A 17,304-nucleotide genomic window follows, 5' to 3' on the forward strand; every position below is an offset into this window, starting at 1 on the left:
GATGGCGATCGAACTGAAGATGCCGGCACTGTCGCCCACGATGGAAGAGGGCACGCTGGCCAAGTGGCTGGTGAAGGAAGGCGACACCGTGAAATCCGGCGACATCCTCGCCGAGATCGAGACCGACAAGGCGACGATGGAGTTCGAGGCCGTCGACGAGGGCACGATCGCGAAGATCGCCGTCGCCGAGGGCACCGACAACGTGAAGGTCGGCACCGTCATTGCGCTCCTCGCCGAAGAGGGTGAGGATGCCGGCAGCGTCGAGGCGCCGGCCGCCGCTGCCAAGGACGATACGCCTGCGCCCGAGGCGAGCGCGGACGCGAAGAAGGACGACAAGGTCGAGGATTCGGCCCACCCGTCGCAGGAAAAGGTCGACACCGGCACTCGCCAGCTGTTCGAGGCCGCCTCGAACGAGGGCGATGCCGCGCCCGAGGTTCCCGAGGGGACCGAGATGGTTAAGCAGACCGTGCGCGAAGCGCTGCGCGACGCCATGGCCGAGGAAATGCGCTCCGACGACCGTGTGTTCGTGATGGGCGAGGAAGTCGCGGAGTATCAGGGCGCGTACAAGGTGACGCAGGGCCTGCTCGACGAGTTCGGGTCCAAGCGCGTGATCGACACGCCGATCACCGAATATGGCTTTGCCGGCATCGGTACGGGCGCGGCGATGGGCGGCCTTCGCCCGATCGTCGAGTTCATGACGTTCAACTTCGCCATGCAGGCGATCGACCACATCATCAATTCGGCGGCCAAGACCAACTACATGTCGGGCGGTCAGATGCGCTGCCCGATCGTGTTCCGCGGCCCCAACGGCGCGGCGAGCCGCGTCGGCGCGCAGCACAGCCAGAACTATGGACCCTGGTACGCCAGTGTCCCCGGCCTGATCGTCATCGCGCCCTATGACGCGGCCGATGCCAAGGGCCTGCTCAAGGCCGCGATCCGGAGCGAGGACCCCGTCGTCTTCCTCGAGAACGAACTGATGTACGGCCGCAGCTTCGACGTCCCGAAGCTCGACGACTTCGTCCTGCCGATCGGCAAGGCGCGGGTGATGCGGCCGGGCAAGGACGTGACGATCGTCAGCTATTCGATCGGCGTGGGCGTCAGCCTGGAAGCCGCCGAGAAGCTGGCGGGCGAGGGCATCGACGCCGAGGTGATCGACCTGCGCACGCTGCGTCCGCTCGACACCGCGACCGTGCTCAAGAGCCTGAAGAAGACCAACCGCATGGTGGTGGTCGAGGAAGGCTGGCCGACCTGCTCGATCGCGAGCGAGATCGTCGCGGTGGCGATGGAGCAGGGCTTCGACGACCTCGATGCGCCGGTCCTGCGCGTCACCAACGAGGACGTGCCGCTTCCCTACGCCGCCAATCTCGAAAAGCTGGCGCTGGTCGACGCCGCCAAGGTGATCGAGGCGGTGAAGAAGGTGACCTACAAGGGCTAACCAGCCCTTCGTCATCCTATGGAAAAAGGGGCCGCGGATCATCTCCGTGGCCCCTTTTTCATGCCTGTCGCTCGATCAGGCCGTGAAGCGCTTCGTGAAGCCCTTGGCACTGCGCTCTTCATTGTCCGGCCGCGCGTCGATGGCGTCGACGCGGGCGAGCGCCGGGCCCGACCGGCACGCCTCGACGAACCGCTCCAGCGCTTCGTCGTCACCCGAGGCGAGCATCTCGACGCGGCCATCGCGCGTGTTCCGGACCCAGCCGGTCACGCCCAGCGCCTTGGCCTGCCGCACCGTGTAGTCGCGATAGCCGACGCCCTGCACCCGTCCCGACACGATCAACCGCTGCGTCGTCATTACCGTCATTCTCGATCCCGTACCTGAACCCGTTGCCGTCATTGCGGCATCGCGACCCTAGCAGCACAGGCTCGCAGTGCAGCATGGCCAAAATGCGGCCTGTCGCAGCGGGAGCCAGCTTGGTCGCACGGGGCCGCGCCTAGGCGTCGGGATAGGCGATCGACAGCACTTCATATTCGCGCGGCCCGGCGGGCAGTTCGACCGTGCGCAGGTCGCCGACCGCCGCCCCCTTCAATGCACGGGCGATCGGCGAGTGCCAGCCGATGCGGCCGGTGCCGGCATCCGCCTCGTCGTCGCCGACGATCGTCACGGTGCGCTGGTTGTCGTCCTCGTCCGCGATCGTGACCGTCGCGCCGAAGAAGACGCGTCCGCGATCTTCCGCGCGGGCGGGATCGACGACCTTCGCGGCCTTCATCCGCTTGGCGAGGAAGCCCAGCCGCCGGTCGATCTCGCGCATCCGCTTGCGACCGTAGAGGTAATCCCCGTTTTCCGAGCGATCGCCATTGCCCGCGGCCCAAGACACGACCTCTACGATCGCCGGACGCTCGGTGCCGAGCAGCTGGTCGTATTCGGCCTTGAGCGCAGCGTACCCCGCCGGGGTGATGTAGTTCGGACGCGGTTCCATCAGCCGGGGCGCGACTTGCCGAGATAGAAGGACAGGTTCGCCGGCCCCCGCGACCGCGCGCGGTCGGGGTAGAGCAGGTCGTACACCACCGCATTCTCCAGCACCCGCTGGACATAGCCGCGCGTCTCGCTGATCGGAATGTCCTCGACCCACTCGACGATATCGCGGCCTTGGCGCGGGTCGCCGTTCGCCGCCAGCCACTTGTTCACGTTGCCCGGGCCGGCATTGTAGGCGGCGACCGCCAGCGGATAGCTGCCGCCGTAATAATCGAGCATCCGCTGGAAATAGGCGGAGCCGAGCTGGACGTTGTAGCCCGGATCGCCAGTCAGTCCGGCAAGATTGTAGCCGAGGCCGAGTTTGCCCGACTGCTCCCGCGCGGTGCCGGGCATGAGCTGCATCAGCCCGCGCGCGCCCGCGCGGCTGACAGCATTGCGGTCGAACTGGCTCTCCTGCCGCGCGATCGCATGGACCATCGTGAAGTTGGCCGCGGCGGCGCCGTTGGTCGGCAGCGTCGGATATCCGGTGCCGACGAGTGCGACATGCCCGTTGAGCGAGGCGCTGCGCCCCACCATGACGCGCAGGTCGGGGCGGTTGATCTGGCCCGCCAGTTCGGCGGCGAGCGCGTGGTCCGACGCGCTCTTCGCGTCGTTGGCGATCTGGCGAACGAACAGCGACTGGTCCGCGGTGCGCCCGAGCTGTCCGAGCAGCCGCGTCGCCCGCACCACCTCGCGCCGGAAGAAGGCGTCTCGGACGGCGGGATCGACCGGGGCGGGCGCGCCCTCCGCCACGCGCGGGATCGCACGGCCCATCCGCTCGGACGCGAGCTGGCCGTAATAGAGGTCGGGCCACTGCGCGGCCTGTGCGTAATAATTCTGCGCCGCCGCTCCGTCCCCCGCCGCTTCGGACGCGCGGCCCGCCCAGTAAAAGCCCTTGGACTGCGTCTGCGGCGTCCGTGATCCGCCGGCATAACGTGCGTACATGTACGCCGCATCGCGGGGGCGGCTGAGGTTGCGGCGCGCCGTCTGCCCCGCCAGCCAGGCAAGCGAGGTATAGTCGTCACGCTCGCCATAGGGTCGCGTCGAGACGTCGGTGCCGCTTGGATACGCATCGTCGATCTGGCGCGCGATATCGTAGGCGACCTGATATTGCCGATCCGCCGCCGCGCCACGGGCATTGGCGAGCAGCACCTCGTACCACGCCTCGACATCGGCGGGCGGGGTCAGCGTCCGCCGCGGCTGCGCCAGATACGAGCGTGCCGCCGGGCTCGATCCGCCATTCCGCAACCACTGCGCGCGGTCGGCGATGTAGCCGGCATCGTCGCGATCGGCGGGCTGCACCGCCGCGTCGTAGCTCGACGCATCGACCGCCCGCGTGCGGAAAGCGAGGCGCGCGGCGTAGAGCGCGCGCCGTCCCGGCGACACCAGCGCCAGCTGCCGCTGCGCCGCGCTCGTCGCACCTTCCCACAGCAGCGCGTCCATCCGCGCGTCATGGTCGGCGGGGCCGATCGCACCGGGAAAGCCGGTGATGAGCTTGGCCTCGTCCGTCGGGCGAAGCGGCCCGCGCCGCCAGGCGAGCCGCGCCTGCTCCTGCGCCTCGCCGGTCCGGCCGAGCGCCATCAGCGCCTCGGCATAACGCGCTCGCCCAGCACCGGACGTGGGCGGAAACCGTTCGAAGAAGCGCGCCACCAGCGCGGGCGAGGTCGCGCCGCTGTCCAGCACCGCCTCTGCCGCCAGCCGCCGCCCGCTCTCGCCCGGCCAGCCCGGATGCGCGAGGAGGAAATTGGCATAGTCGAAGAAGGGCCAGCTGTCGGACTGTTGCAGCCGCTTCCACGTGTCGATGGTCGCCACCAGCGGGTCGTAGGTGGCCTGCGGCGTCGGCTGCGCCGTTTGCGGCGCAGTCTGGGTGGGGACCACCTGGTCGAGCCCGCGGGGCGGCCAGCTCTGACGTTGCGCAGGGTACGACTGGGGCAGGGGCTGCACCATCGTCTGTGCGGTCAGGGCGGCACCCGATACGCCGGCGCCGATCAGGACGAGCTTGGAAAACATAGCTGCCATGCTGGACAGGATATGCACGCCCGCCCTATCTGTCGCCCCCGAAAATCCTCTTGACGGGCAGTTTCCTCCACATGTTCTCGGGTTCGATTCCGGCGTTGGCCACGCCCTTTCGCGACGGCCGCTTCGATGAGGCTCAGTTTCGCGCGCTGATCGACTGGCAGATCGAGGAAGGATCGGCCGCGCTCGTCCCCTGTGGGACGACGGGGGAGGCGGCGACGATGTCGATCGCCGAGCACAACCACGTTCTCGCCGTCTGCATCGAGCAGGCTGCAGGCCGCGTGCCGGTGATCGCCGGTTGCGGGTCGAACGACACGGCGGTGGCGCTCGAACACATGCACGCCGCGCGCGATGCCGGGGCGGCGGCGGCATTGCTCGTGCCGCCCTATTACAACCGCCCCAACCAGGACGGCGTTTATGCGCATTTCGCCAAGCTGGCGGCTGAGGGCGGGCTTCCGATCGTGCTCTACAACGTGCCCGCGCGTACCGTGACCGACATCGCGGTCGAGACGATGGGGCGCTTGGTGGCCGATTTTCCCGGTGTGTTCGTCGGCGTGAAGGATGCGACGGGCGTGCTGGCACGCGTGTCGATGCAGCGTGCGGCGTGCGGCGAGGATTTCTGCCAGCTGTCGGGGAACGACGATACCGCGCTGGGCTTCGTCGCGATGGGCGGGCGCGGCTGCGTTTCGGTGACGGCGAACGTCGCGCCGCGGCTGTGCGCCGAGTTCCAGGCGGCGATCGCGGGCGGCGACCATGCGGGGGCGCTGGCGCTTCAGGACCGGCTGTTCCCGCTTCACATGGCGCTGTTCAGCGACGCCTCACCCGGCCCGATCAAGTATGCGTTGTCGAAGGTGCGCGCCGGCTTCTCGCCCGAACTGCGCCTGCCGATGACCGAGCCATCGGCGGCGTCGAAGGCGGCGGTCGACGCCGCGCTGGCCCATGCCGGGCTGATCTGAACGACCAGCCCGGCACGGGATTCGGCGATTACGGCATCAGTACGGTGTCGATCACGTGGATCACGCCGTTCTTCTGGCGAACATTGGCGATCGTGATGTTCGCCGTGTTCCCCTTGGCATCGCTGACGGTGTAGCCCTTGCCCGCCTTGGCAAAGGTCAGCGTGCCGCCCTGCACCGTGGTGTAGGTGGCGCTGCCGTCCTTGGCGATCTTCTTGGCGATGTCGGCGGCCATGATCCGGCCGGGGACGACGTGATAGGTGAGGATCCCGGTCAGGGTCGCCTTGTTCTCGGGCTTCACCAGCGTGTCGACGGTGCCGGCGGGCAGCTTGGCGAAGGCGGCGTTGGTGGGCGCGAAGACGGTGAACGGACCGGGGCCCTTCAGCGTCTCGACCAGGCCGGCGGCCTTCACCGCGGCGACGAGGGTCGTGTGATCCTTCGAATTGACGGCGTTGTCGACGATGTCCTTGGTCGAATACATGGCGGCACCGCCGACCATCGGGTTCTTCTGGGCCATCGCCGGCGACGCGGCGAGGGCGACCGACAGCATCAGAGCCGAAAAGCGAGCGTTCATCATCCAATCTCCTGATCGTGGCCCCATGAGGGGACGGGGCCGACGCGAACAGGTACGTGGTTCGTCGTCGACTGGACGACGACATGGACCAAAGATGAGGGTGCCAAGGGGCGGTACCGACGCCGCTCCCCGGCCGGATGGGGTCAGCGCTCGGGCCGCATCTGCGCCGCGACACGCGTCCACTCGGCCCGCGTGCGGCATTCGTTCTGCTTGCTGATCTTGTTGCGCAGGCAAATGGCCCGTTCGCTCGCCTTGGCATGGCCGTAGGTATTGGTCGGCTGGCCGATGGTCGAGACCGAACCGGCATCGCGCGCGCGTGCCTGTCCCGTAGGGTTGGCAGCGGCGAAAGTGAGGATCAGGATGGACGTCAGCATCGCGATCTCCTCGCACAGTGTGCCGATGATGCCTACTGGCGCCGTTCGTTGCAAGCCGCGCTTCCCTTTCGCGTCGCCCGCGCTTATCTCCCGCCCTCCCATGTCACGTCCGCGCCCCACCACATTCGACAAGAAGAAGATCGTCGCCGAGAATCGGCGCGCCCGCTTCGAATATTTCATCGAGGACGTGTATGAGGCGGGGCTGGCGCTCACCGGCACCGAGGTGAAGTCGCTGCGGTTCGGCGAGGGGTCGATCGCCGAAAGCTATGCCGAGGTACGCGACGAACAGGTGTGGCTCGTCAACGCTAACATCCCCGAGTTCAGCCACGGCAACCGGCACAATCACGTGCCCAAGCGGCCGCGTAAACTGCTGCTTCACGCGCGTGAGATAGCCAAGCTCCACGGCGCGGTCGCGCGCGAGGGGATGACCCTCGTGCCGCTCAGCATCTATTTCAATGGACGCGGGCGGGCCAAGGTCGAGCTGGCGCTCGCCAAGGGCAAGAAGGCGCATGACAAGCGCGAGACGATCAAGGAGCGCGACTGGAAGCGCGAGCAGCAGCGCCTGCTGCGCGACCGCGGCTGACGTGAAGCCCAAGAAGCGCAAGGACTGGCTGGCGCGCCAGATCGCGGCGAACGTGCCGACGCGCGAGCAACTGGAGCAGGTCCGCATCCTGCGCCCTGTCGCGCACCGCGTCCTTGCGCCCGAATTGTGGCGGTTCACCCGCCGGTCGGTGCCGCGCGGCACCGCGCTCGGCCTGTTCGTCGGCATCTTCCTAATGATCCCCGGCCTTCAGATCGCGGGGGCGGCGATGCTGGCGCTGCCGTTCCGGGCAAACATCCCGATCGCGGCGGGAATGACGTTCCTTAGCAACCCGCTGACCACGCCGTTCATCCTGCTCGCCTCGGCGTGGCTCGGCAATTTCCTGTTGAGGCGAAGCGCCGACGTATCGGGCTTCATGGCGCTGATCGAAACCAAGGCCAGCGTGTCGGAGTGGCTCGGCTGGCTGTTTTCGGAAGCTGCGCCGGCGATGCTGTTCGGACTGCTCGTCATTTCGGCGGTCAGCGCGCTCGTTGGCTATTTCGCTGCTGACTGGTTCTGGCGAGTGCGCACCGCCGCCAAATGGCGGCGGCGGCACCATCGCCACGAGGACTAGCCGCCCAGAAAGGTGAGCAGGTCCTTCGTCAGGCGATCGCTCTCGGTGGCGAACAGGCCGTGCGGCGCGCCGGCATATTCCACCAGCTGATTGCGGGCGATCCCGTCGACCGCCCGATGCGCAGTCGCTTGGATCGGCACCGTCGCATCGCCCGTGCCGTGGATGATGAGCGTCGGCACCTGAAATGCCGTGAGGTCCGGGGTGAAGTCGGTGAAGCCCCACGCCTTGGCCGCTTCCAGCGTCGCATGCAGGCTGGCCTGCATCGCGACGTTCCAGCTATCCTGAAGGAACGCGTCGCTCACCGGGTGGCTGACGAGGCCGACGCCGTAGAAGTCGCGGAAGAAGCCCTGGAAGAACTTCGCGCGATCCTTGGTGATCTGGCCGGCGATCTCGGCCAGCTGCGCCTCGGGCACGCCGTGCGGGTTGGCGTCGCTCTGGACGATACCCGGTACGACCGAACCGATCAGCGCGGCATGCGTCACGCCCGCGCCGCCATGCCGGCTCATGTACCGCGCGATCTCGCCGCCGCCCATCGAAAAGCCGACCAGGGCGACGCCCTCGGTCGCGCCCGCGGCTTCCAGCACCGCCTTCAGGTCGTCGGCATAAGTGTCATAGTCGTGCCCGCCCCAAGGCTGGCCCGACCGGCCGAACCCGCGCCGGTCATAGGCAATGGCGCGATACCCGGCCTCGGCCAGCGCAATCGCCTGCGGCTCCCAGCTGTCGGCGTTGAGCGGCCAGCCATGGATGAGCACGACCGGGCGGCCGCTGCCCCAGTCCTTGACGTACAGATCGGTTCCGTCCTGCGTCTTCACATAGGGCATGTCGTTAAACTCCTCGTTCAGGATAGCGCGAACGAGCCGGCGATAGCCGCGTTCCGTGACCGGACGATTGCGCCGGAGGGAACCGAGCTTGCGCGAACCGATTGTTGCTGCACCGCGGCAGAGGCGCTAGGCGGGCCTCGCTTTTGAAGCACAGGAATGCTCCCTTGACCCAGCCCGAAGGCCCCGCGCCGACCATTTTCGAAGCCATCGTCCGCAAGGCGTGCGTGGCGGCGACCTATAATCGCACTGACGTGTTGCTCGCCCCGCACGCGATCTGGACGCGGCATGGCGACATGTTCGTCGATGCCGTGACGGTGCGCCTAAACGGCAATCCGCCCCGTGAGACCAAGCTCGGCACGTTCAAGCTGATCGGTCTGTCGAACATCGGCCGCACCGACGAGCCGTTCGACGTGTTCCATGAATTCAACCCGCTCGACGACAAGTACGGCGGCGAGGTTGTTTTCGCGGTCGAGCGCTGATCTATTCGGCGGGTTGGGCCGCGCCGCGCGGGGCGGTCAGCCACCGGCGGAGCACGGCCGTTCTCGCCTCGGTCAGCCGGGAAAAGACGTGCGCGACGGCGATGGTCCCGGCAAGCACCGCGATCACCACCCCGATCGCCGCCATGCCCGGCGCCAGTCGTGCAGGGCCGACGATCAGCCCCGCCGCCAGCGTCATGATGGGAAAGTGGATCGCATAAAGCGAGAAGCTGCTCGACGCGCCGAAGCGGGCGATCGGGGCCAGGATCGCGGGAAAGCGCGGATCGCGCATCGCCAGCGCCGCGACGAACAGCGCGGCGGCGCTCGCGAGGATCAGGTCCTCGCCGAACCAGTCACCCATCCGCGCCCAGATCAGCGCGATCCCCAGGATGAACCCAAACGGCACCAGCGAGCGCGGCGAACTGCGCGTACGCAGGTGGTAGGCCGCGACGCCCGTCAGCCAGCAAAGGAAGCCATAGGCAAGCATCGGCGAGACGAACCCGAGCGCCAGCGTCAGCAGCAGCGGCTCGAATCGCCGTCGCCGGATCGCGAGCCAAAGCGCGGCGAACCAGATGTAGAACCAGAACTCGAACGCGACGCTCCACAAGGGGCCGTTCGAGCCGAGCGGGTGAAAGGCGATGTGCTGGAGAAAGACGAAGTTCCCCGCCAGCGCCTTCATCGTCAGCGCCGGGGATAGGTCGCTGGGCAGGAACCACACGTCGGTCTGGCCCAGATGGGTCGGCGTTCGCAGCCACCAGAGGCCGGCCGCGTCGATCAGCCCGCCGATCAGCAGCGCCGGATAGACCACGATCGCAAGACGGCTCCACCGATCGGACAGGAACACGCGCCACGACCAACCGCGCGCATTGAGCGAGGCGACGCTCTTGGCGATCCAGAACCCGCTCAGCACGAAGAATAGCATCACCGCCGGATGCGCGAAGCCGGCGAGGAAGAAGAACGGTCGCCCGACCAGCGCGTCACCCGGCCGGTGATCGGCGACGATCAGCCCCCAGCCATGCGAGAAGGCGACGGTGATCGCGAGGATGGCGCGCATCGCGTCCATCCAACGCGCCGCGTCGGCAGGCACGTGAGGGGCAGGTTGGGGAGGCGCGACCCTCTGGTTCATAACGGCCGCTTAACCCCGCGATCCTTACCTCCGCGTTTCGATTGAAGCTGATTTCGATCAACCGATCGAGACGAAGCTGTCCATCACGCGTTTGCGTCCGGCGTGCTCGAACTCGACCTCCAGCTTGTTGCCCTCGATCGCGTCGATCGTGCCGTAGCCGAATTTCTGGTGAAAGACGCGCATCCCGGTCGACAAGTCGTCGCGCCCCTTGTTGCCGAAGCTGATCGCCGACGCGCGCGCCTCGACCACCCGCGGGGCATCGCGGGTGAAGCCGCCGGCGGCCGCGCGCTGCCACCCCGGCCCGCGGCCGGTGCCGCGGCCGACATCGGCGAACGGGTCGGCGCGCTCGGACCAGTTGGCGCGCCACAGGCTCTCACCGCCGGACATGGTGGTCTCGACCTCGACATGCTCGGGCGGCAATTCGCCGACGAAACGGCTGGGCAGCGAACTGGTCCACTGCCCGTAGATGCGGCGATTGGCCGCGTGCAGGATCGTCGCCCGCTGCCGCGCGCGCGTGATCGCGACATAGGCGAGGCGGCGCTCCTCCTCCAGGCTGGCGGTCCCGCCCTCGTCCAGCGCGCGCTGTGAGGGGAACAGCCCTTCCTCCCACCCGGCGAGGAAGACGGTGTCGAACTCCAGCCCCTTGGCGGCGTGGATCGTCATGATCGTCACCTCGGGCTGGCGCACGCCGCCCTCGCGCTCCATCACCAGGCTGACATGCTCGAGAAACGCGCCGAGGCTCTCATACTCCTCCATCGCGCGGACGAGCTCGGACAGATTCTCGAGCCGCCCCGCCGCCTCCGCCGACTTCTCGTTCTGGAGCATGGCGGTGTAGCCGCTCTCGTCGAGGATCTGGCGAGCGAGTTCGGGGTGGGGAAGCGTCTGGCCCATCTGGCGCCAGCGGGCGATATCGCCGACGAAATTGCCCAGCGACCGCCGTGCCTGCGGCGTCAGCTCGTCAGTATCGAGGATGCGTGCCGCCGCGCTCGTCAGCGGCAGTCCTTCGGCGCGGGCAAGCTGGTGCACCTTCTGCACCGCCTTGTCGCCGAGGCCGCGCTTGGGCACGTTGACGATCCGCTCAAAGGCGAGGTCGTCGGCAGGCTGCGACACCACGCGGAGATAGGCGAGCGCGTCGCGGATCTCGGCACGCTCATAGAAGCGGAAGCCGCCGACGATGCGGTACGGCATCCCGATCGAGATGAAGCGGTCCTCGAACTCGCGTGTCTGGTGCTGCGCCCGCACGAGGATGGCGACGTCGTCGAGAGATAGACCACGCCGCTGCTGGCTCTCGATCTCCTCGCCGACGCGGCGCGCTTCCTCCGGCCCGTCCCACACGCCGAGCACGCGCACCTTCTCGCCCGCATCGAGTTCGGTCCACAGCGTCTTACCGAGCCGCCCGCCATTGTTGGCGATGACCCCGCCCGCCGCGCCCAGGATATGCGGGGTCGAGCGGTAATTCTGCTCGAGCCGGATCACCGTCGCGCCGGGAAAGTCGCGCTCGAACCGCAGGATGTTCTCCACCTGCGCGCCGCGCCACGAATAGATCGACTGGTCGTCGTCGCCGACACAGCACAGGTTGCGGCGCTGCTGCGCCAGCAGGCGCAGCCACAGATACTGGACGCTGTTGGTGTCCTGATACTCGTCCACCATGATGTATTTGAACCGCTGCTGATACTGCTCCAGCACCTCGCGGTGCTTGCGCAAGAGCGTCAGCGCGTGGAGCAGCAGGTCGCCAAAGTCGCAGGCGTTCACCGCGAGCAGCCGCGCCTGATATTGCTGGTACAGCTCCTGTCCGCGCCCGTTCGCGTAACGCTCGCTCTCGCCCGCATCGACATCAGCGGGGGTCAGCCCCTTGTTCTTCCACTCGTCGATCAGCCCGGCGAGGGCACGCGCGGGCCATCGTTTCTCGTCGAGATCGGCAGCGGTGATGAGCTGCTTGAGCAGCCGCAACTGGTCATCGGTGTCGAGGATCGTAAAGTTCGATTGCAGCCCGATCAGCTCGGCATGGCGGCGCAACATCTTCGCGCCGATCGAGTGGAAGGTGCCGAGCCACGGCATCCCCTCCACCGCGTCGCCGATCAGCCGGCCGACGCGCTCGCGCATCTCGCGCGCCGCCTTGTTGGTGAAGGTGACGGCGAGGATTTCCGACGGCCATGCCTTGCGGGTATAGATCAGGTGCGCGAGCCGGGCTGTGAGCGCTGCGGTCTTGCCCGTTCCCGCGCCCGCGAGCACCAGCACCGGGCCGTCGGTGGTCAGCACCGCCTGACGCTGCGGCTCGTTCAGGCTCTTGAGATAGGGCGCGTCGGTAAGGGCGTTTCGCGGATCGGTCATCGGCTCGCACGTAAGGTCGGGGCAGGGGGGCGGCAAGTTAGGCGCTTGCGGCGCCACGGATTGCGTGAGAACATACATCGAACAATAGGCGGGAGGAAGTCTCATGACGATGACGGGCGGATGCCGATGCGGCGCGGTGCGGTACGAGGCGATCGGCGAGCCCGAGCATCACGCTATCTGTCACTGCGCCGATTGCCGCCGCTCGGCGGGCGCCCCGATGGTCGGCTGGATCGCCTTCAAGGAGGATCAGGTGACGGTCAGCGGCACGCCCACCGATTACGAATCCTCGCCAGGCGCGATGCGCGCCTTTTGCGGCACCTGCGGCACGGGGCTTTTCTACCGCAACGCGGCGGTCCTGCCTGGCATCGTCGATATCCAGTCGGCGACGCTCGATGCGCCGGAAGCCGCGCCGCCGGGCGCGGAGATCATGGTGCGCGATCGGTTGCCGTGGATGGACAGCATCGGCTCGCTCCCCCGGTTCGAGATGTATCCGGGCATGGACTGACCTGAACGAACCGGGACGGCCGGGGACGGTTTGCGACAATTTCGGGCGGCCCCCGCGAAACCTTCGCGACAGCCGATGGTCATAACCCTCCCCATCGGCCGCCCCCGGCCGGTTCTGGAGGAGACAGATCATGAAGAAGTTTTCGCTGATGCTCGCCGGCCTCGCCGTCGCCGCCACCTCGGTTCCGATGGCCGCCAATGCGCAGGCGTGGCAGAACATCAACGCCCGGCAGGCGCGGCTGGAGCAGCGGATCAATCAGGGCATCCGCTCGGGCGCGCTCAACCGGAACGAGGCGGTGCGGCTTCGCGCGCAGTTCCGCGACCTGACGGTCTTGGAGAACCGCTATCGCCGGTCGGGCGGCGGGCTCTCGCTTCAGGAGCGCCGCGACCTCGACCGCCGCTTCGATGCGCTGTCGGCGCGGATCAAGGTGCAGAAGAACGACCGCCAGTATCGGCGCTGATGGATGGGGTGGCTTCGCGAAGGAGCCACCCCTTCTTTCGTCATCTCGGCAGGGCTCACCGGATCGGCTTGCCGCTGTCCTTCCACTTGTCGAGCACCTGCGACTCGTCCGCCTTCGCGACGGCGGTGCCGCTTTCCGCATACGCCGCCTGGACCTGCTGCGGCGGGGTGACGAGTGCCGCGGCCGGCGCACTAGGCGGGCCTGCGACAACCGGCGCTGCTACTGGCGCAGGCGATGCCGCCCCGCCCGACACGACGCTCGCGAAGTTCAGCGCTGGGCGAAGCGGCCCCGGCATCGGCTCGCCGCCGAAATAGCGGTCGCGAAAGGCCGCGGCGGTGCCCCAATAGCCTTTCCACCGATGGAAGAAATGCGCGCCCTCCGCATCGGTCATCACCAGCCCGCGGTTCCACGCGGGCGTCACCGCGTAGGTGTGATAGTGCGTCGCCAAGCCCACCGGCGCGAACACCTGACCGTTGAGCGCCGCCGCCGCGACCCGCTGCGCGCGCTCCCACCAGCGGCGCATCGGCACGCGCGCCATCGCCCCGTCGCACGCGAAGCTGAACTGGCACCCGCGCTTGTCCGACCCCTGATAGACGACGCCGCAGACGGTTGCCGGAAAGGCCGGGTGGCGAACGCGATTGAGGATCACCTGTGCGACCGCGCGCTGCCCGGCATCGGGCTCGCTCGCCGCCTCGTAATAGATCGCCGTCGTCAGGCAGTTGAGCGCGCGCGACTGGTCGATCGCCGACCCGCGCAGGCGAAAGGGCTGCGCCGCGACGATGCCCGCCGATCCGGTATAGACCGCGCTCGTCGGGATGGGCAGGTCGGGCAGCGGCATCGTGCCCGTCGTGCCCGGGGCAGGCGCCGCATTGTCGGCGACCGCCAGTTCGAGCGCGGCACCGGGAAAATGCTCGGCCGCGTCGTAACCGTCGGCGAGGATGGGTGCGGGCTGCTCGACCTGCTCGCGGCTGGCGATCGTGGCATGCGCACCGAACGCGCCGACCAGCGCGAGCGCGATCGCGCCCGCCGCCCACCGTCCGTTGATCCGCCGCCACTGCATCGCCGCGCCATATAGGAAAGCGCGGGCGGGCAGCAGGGGTCGATTTGCGCCTGTCCGATGATGGGACGGAACCCGCGACCGGTAACATCCGCAACCGCGCGATTGACAGTCGCCGCGCGCGCGCCACAACTCCGCGCTTCCGTCTGCCGGAGTGACCGATGCCCCGTTTCGCCGCCATCCTGCTCGCCGCGACCCTGCTTTCGCCCGTTCCCGCGCTGGCGCAGGCGGACCGCCCCGCCGCCACCCGCGTCGAGCCGATCGCCTTTACCCAGCGCACGCTGCCAAACGGCCTGCGCGTCTATGCCATCCGCGATACCAAGACGGCGAACGTGTCGGTGCAGGTCTGGTACGATGTGGGGTCGAAGGACGATCCCGCCGGCCGGTCGGGGTTCGCGCACATGTTCGAGCATCTGATGTTCAAGGGCACGCGCAACCTGGTCGACGAGCAGCTCGACCGCCTGACCGAGGATGTCGGCGGCTACAACAACGCCTCCACCGACGACGACTATACCAACTATTACGAAGTGGTGCCCGCCAATCACCTCGAACGGCTGCTGTTCGCCGAGGCCGACCGGATGGCGACGCTGGTGGTCGACCCCAAGGTCTTCGCCTCCGAACGCGACGTGGTGAAGGAGGAGCTGCGCAGCCGCGTGCTGGCCCAGCCCTATGGCAAGCTCTTCTACCTCTATCGCCCGATGGCGGCGTACACCGTGCATCCCTATGCGCGCCCCGGCATCGGCAGCATCGAGGATCTGGACGCCGCGACGGTCGAGGACATCCGCGCCTTTCACGCGACCTATTACCGGCCCGACAATGCGGTGCTGGTCGTGGCGGGTAATTTCGACCCGAAGCAGCTGGATGCCTGGGTCGACAAGTATTTCGCCGGCATCAAGAAGCCCGACCGCCCGATCCCCCGCGTGACCGTGGCGGAGCCCGAGCCGACCGCGGCGAAGCGCTATACGGTGTACGAGCCGAACACGCCGCTGCCCGCCGTCCTCGTCAGCTATCCGATCCCGCCGGCGAACAGCCCGGACGCCGCGGCGCTGTCGGTGCTAAACACCGTGCTGGCGGGCGGCGAAAACTCGCGGCTCTATCAGAGCCTCGTCTACCGCGATCAGACTGCAGCACAGGCGGCGAGCTTCTACGATTCAAAGCAGGGCACCGGCTTGTTCAGCGTCTATGCGATCCTCGCCGGCGGCAAGACCGCGGCCGAGGGTGAGGCGGGGCTGACCGCCGAGATCGCGCGGCTGCGCGATGCACCCGTCACCGCCGCCGAACTGGCCGAGGCCAAGAACGAACTGCTGACCGAGGCGCTGCAGAGCCGCGAGACGGCCGAGGGCAAGGCATCGCAACTGGCGCAGGGGGTGATCGTCGAGCGCGACCCCGCCGCCGCGGACAAGCGGCTCGCCGCGATCGCCGCGGTCACGCCCGCCGACGTCCAGCGCGTCGCCCGCCGCTATCTGACGCCGCAGCGGTCCTCGACCGTGCTTTATAACTCGGCCGATGCGGCAAAGGGCGCGAAGGGCGACACGATCGCCATCGCCTCCACGGTCCGCGCGACACCGCTGACTGTGCCGCCCGGCATCGTCGTCCATACCCAGGCCGCCGCCGCCGACCGCATCGCGCCGCCCGCGCCGGGTGCCGCGGTGGTGCCGGTATTGCCGAAGCCGGTCGAGACTCGTTTGGCCAACGGGATGCGCGTCATCGTCGTCGACCGACCCGGCCTGCCGCTCGTCTCGGCACAGCTCGTCGCCGATGGCGGCGCGGCGCTCGATCCGTCGGGCAAGGCGGGGCTGGCGGGCATGACCGCCGGGCTGCTGACCAAGGGAACGAAGACACGCAGTGCGACGCAGATCGCACAGGCGGTCGAGTCGCTAGGCGGATCGATCGGTAGCGACGCCGATTGGGACGGGTCGGCGGTCACGCTGTCGGTGAAGTCGGACCAGTTCGCGCCCGCGATGACGATCCTGGCGGACGTCGCGCGCAACCCGGCCTTCGCCGCCGAAGAACTCGACCGCGCGCGGGCACAGACGATCGACGGCCTCACGGTGCAGCTCAAGGACCCGGGCGCGCTGTCGCAGCTGGTCGCCGCGCGCGCGGTCTATGGTGCCGCGCCCTATGGCAATCCCGAAAGCGGGACGCCCGCCAGCCTGAAGTCGATCACGCCCGCCGATCTGACCGCGGCTTATCGCGCGAGTTGGCGGCCCGAGCGCAGCACGCTGATCCTCGTCGGCGACGTGCGCGCCGATGCGGGGCGCGCGCTGGCGCAGCGCCTGTTCGGCGACTGGAAGGGGCAGGGCGCGGCCGCCCCTGCGGCCAGGGTCGAGACCGCCGCCGCTGCGCCGCGCGTGATCGTCGTCGACCTGCCTGATGCGGGGCAGGCGGGCGTCGTCGTCGCGCGGCCCGGCCTCGCGCGGTCGGACCCGCAATATTATGCGGGGCAGGTGGCGAACGCGACGCTCGGCGTCGGCTTCACCTCGCGGCTCAATCAGGAGATTCGTATCAAACGCGGCCTTGCCTATGGAGCGCGATCGGGCCTCGACGCGCGGCGCGGGGTGGGGCCGTTCACCGCCTCGACCCAGACCAAGAACCCGTCCGCGCCCGACGTCGTGTCGATCATCACCGCCGAGATGCAGCGCCTCGGCATGCAGCCCGCACCGGCGAGCGAACTTGCCACGCGCAAGGCCGTGCTCGTCGGCAGCTTCGGCCGGACGATCGAGACCAATGCGGGGATCGCCGGGCTGGTCGGTGACTATGTCGTCGAGCAAGTGGGGATCGACGAACTCGGCCGCTTCATCCCCTCGGTCGAGGGGGTCGATCCGGCAGCGGTACGGGCCGCGGCGGCGCGGCTGTTCGATACGAAGGGAACGAGCATCGTCGTGGTCGGCGACGCCAAGAGCTTCGTCGAGCCGCTGCGGAAGGCCTATCCGAATCTCGAAGTACTGCCGGCGAGCGCGCTCAACCTCGACTCGCCGACGCTGAAATAGAAGATCCTCCCCTCCCTG

At 68.3% G+C, this 17,304-nt stretch carries 17 protein-coding genes; 8 read left to right on the plus strand and 9 right to left on the minus strand.

Annotated elements, in window-relative coordinates; translation table 11 throughout:
- Position 1 precedes the first annotated feature (1 nt).
- Positions 2 to 1,435, plus strand: coding sequence for a pyruvate dehydrogenase complex E1 component subunit beta (locus FHR19_RS09910; RefSeq protein WP_184027741.1), 1,434 nt, complete (start codon positions 2 to 4; stop codon positions 1,433 to 1,435).
- Between the two features lie 75 nt (positions 1,436 to 1,510).
- On the opposite strand, the gene FHR19_RS09915 is transcribed toward FHR19_RS09910, so the two are convergent.
- The 3 genes from FHR19_RS09915 to FHR19_RS09925 form a co-directional block, all read right to left on the minus strand.
- Complete coding sequence (locus FHR19_RS09915; protein WP_343053231.1) at positions 1,511 to 1,798, minus strand: acylphosphatase; 288 nt, start codon at positions 1,796 to 1,798, stop codon at positions 1,511 to 1,513.
- Positions 1,799 to 1,928: 130 nt separating this feature from the next.
- Positions 1,929 to 2,414 (minus strand): transcription elongation factor GreB, encoded by a 486-nt coding sequence (gene greB / locus FHR19_RS09920; RefSeq protein ID WP_184027743.1) that lies wholly within the window; start codon positions 2,412 to 2,414, stop codon positions 1,929 to 1,931.
- On the minus strand, positions 2,414 to 4,468 hold the full coding sequence (locus FHR19_RS09925) for a lytic transglycosylase domain-containing protein (protein WP_246359464.1): 2,055 nt from the start codon (positions 4,466 to 4,468) through the stop codon (positions 2,414 to 2,416). The genes greB and FHR19_RS09925 overlap by 1 nt, the downstream gene beginning before the upstream one ends.
- Before the next feature lie 71 nt (positions 4,469 to 4,539).
- Between FHR19_RS09925 and dapA the strand changes: the two genes are divergently transcribed.
- On the plus strand, positions 4,540 to 5,421 hold the full coding sequence (dapA, locus tag FHR19_RS09930) for a 4-hydroxy-tetrahydrodipicolinate synthase (protein WP_184027745.1): 882 nt from the start codon (positions 4,540 to 4,542) through the stop codon (positions 5,419 to 5,421).
- A gap of 28 nt (positions 5,422 to 5,449) precedes the next feature.
- Here the strand turns inward: dapA and FHR19_RS09935 are convergent, their stop codons facing one another.
- Together FHR19_RS09935 and FHR19_RS09940 are read right to left on the minus strand one after the other, a co-directional pair.
- A complete protein-coding gene (locus tag FHR19_RS09935; protein WP_184027747.1) occupies positions 5,450 to 5,992 on the minus strand; it encodes a fasciclin domain-containing protein in 543 nt (180 codons plus the stop codon).
- A gap of 143 nt (positions 5,993 to 6,135) precedes the next feature.
- Positions 6,136 to 6,366, minus strand: coding sequence for a hypothetical protein (locus tag FHR19_RS09940; protein WP_184027749.1), 231 nt, complete (start codon positions 6,364 to 6,366; stop codon positions 6,136 to 6,138).
- A 100-nt stretch (positions 6,367 to 6,466) separates the two neighbouring features.
- Here FHR19_RS09940 and smpB point away from each other — a divergent pair, with 100 nt between their 5' ends.
- Both smpB and FHR19_RS09950 read left to right on the plus strand, forming a co-directional pair.
- Complete coding sequence (gene smpB, locus FHR19_RS09945; protein WP_184027752.1) at positions 6,467 to 6,949, plus strand: SsrA-binding protein SmpB; 483 nt, start codon at positions 6,467 to 6,469, stop codon at positions 6,947 to 6,949.
- Between the two features lies 1 nt (position 6,950).
- A complete protein-coding gene (locus tag FHR19_RS09950) occupies positions 6,951 to 7,520 on the plus strand; it encodes a DUF2062 domain-containing protein (RefSeq protein ID WP_343053232.1) in 570 nt (189 codons plus the stop codon).
- Here the strand turns inward: FHR19_RS09950 and FHR19_RS09955 are convergent.
- On the minus strand, positions 7,517 to 8,341 hold the full coding sequence (locus tag FHR19_RS09955) for an alpha/beta fold hydrolase (RefSeq protein ID WP_184027756.1): 825 nt from the start codon (positions 8,339 to 8,341) through the stop codon (positions 7,517 to 7,519). The two genes, FHR19_RS09950 and FHR19_RS09955, sit on opposite strands and share 4 nt — an antisense overlap.
- A gap of 164 nt (positions 8,342 to 8,505) precedes the next feature.
- On the opposite strand from FHR19_RS09955, the gene FHR19_RS09960 reads away from it, so the two are divergent.
- Positions 8,506 to 8,820, plus strand: a complete 315-nt coding sequence (locus tag FHR19_RS09960; RefSeq protein WP_184027758.1) for a hypothetical protein — start codon at positions 8,506 to 8,508, stop codon at positions 8,818 to 8,820.
- Position 8,821: 1 nt separating this feature from the next.
- On the opposite strand, the gene FHR19_RS09965 is transcribed toward FHR19_RS09960, so the two are convergent.
- On the minus strand, positions 8,822 to 9,871 hold the full coding sequence (locus tag FHR19_RS09965; RefSeq protein WP_184027760.1) for an acyltransferase family protein: 1,050 nt from the start codon (positions 9,869 to 9,871) through the stop codon (positions 8,822 to 8,824).
- A gap of 129 nt (positions 9,872 to 10,000) precedes the next feature.
- The gene (locus tag FHR19_RS09970; RefSeq protein ID WP_184027762.1) at positions 10,001 to 12,274 is read right to left on the minus strand and encodes an ATP-dependent helicase; all 2,274 of its coding nucleotides are present in this window, start codon (positions 12,272 to 12,274) and stop codon (positions 10,001 to 10,003) included.
- Between the two features lie 103 nt (positions 12,275 to 12,377).
- Between FHR19_RS09970 and FHR19_RS09975 the strand changes: the two genes are divergently transcribed.
- Both FHR19_RS09975 and FHR19_RS09980 read left to right on the plus strand, forming a co-directional pair.
- Positions 12,378 to 12,779, plus strand: coding sequence for a GFA family protein (locus tag FHR19_RS09975; protein WP_184027765.1), 402 nt, complete (start codon positions 12,378 to 12,380; stop codon positions 12,777 to 12,779).
- Between the two features lie 130 nt (positions 12,780 to 12,909).
- Complete coding sequence (locus FHR19_RS09980; protein ID WP_184027768.1) at positions 12,910 to 13,239, plus strand: hypothetical protein; 330 nt, start codon at positions 12,910 to 12,912, stop codon at positions 13,237 to 13,239.
- Positions 13,240 to 13,294: 55 nt separating this feature from the next.
- Here the strand turns inward: FHR19_RS09980 and FHR19_RS09985 are convergent, their stop codons facing one another.
- Complete coding sequence (locus FHR19_RS09985) at positions 13,295 to 14,299, minus strand: cell wall hydrolase (protein WP_184027771.1); 1,005 nt, start codon at positions 14,297 to 14,299, stop codon at positions 13,295 to 13,297.
- A gap of 158 nt (positions 14,300 to 14,457) precedes the next feature.
- Here FHR19_RS09985 and FHR19_RS09990 point away from each other — a divergent pair, with 158 nt between their 5' ends.
- Positions 14,458 to 17,286: a M16 family metallopeptidase gene (locus FHR19_RS09990; protein ID WP_184027773.1), complete on the plus strand. Its 2,829-nt coding sequence runs from the start codon at positions 14,458 to 14,460 to the stop codon at positions 17,284 to 17,286.
- Positions 17,287 to 17,304 lie beyond the last annotated feature (18 nt).

Origin of the sequence: Sphingomonas yantingensis, assembly GCF_014199325.1 — a bacterium.
GTDB lineage: Bacteria > Pseudomonadota > Alphaproteobacteria > Sphingomonadales > Sphingomonadaceae > Sphingomonas > Sphingomonas yantingensis.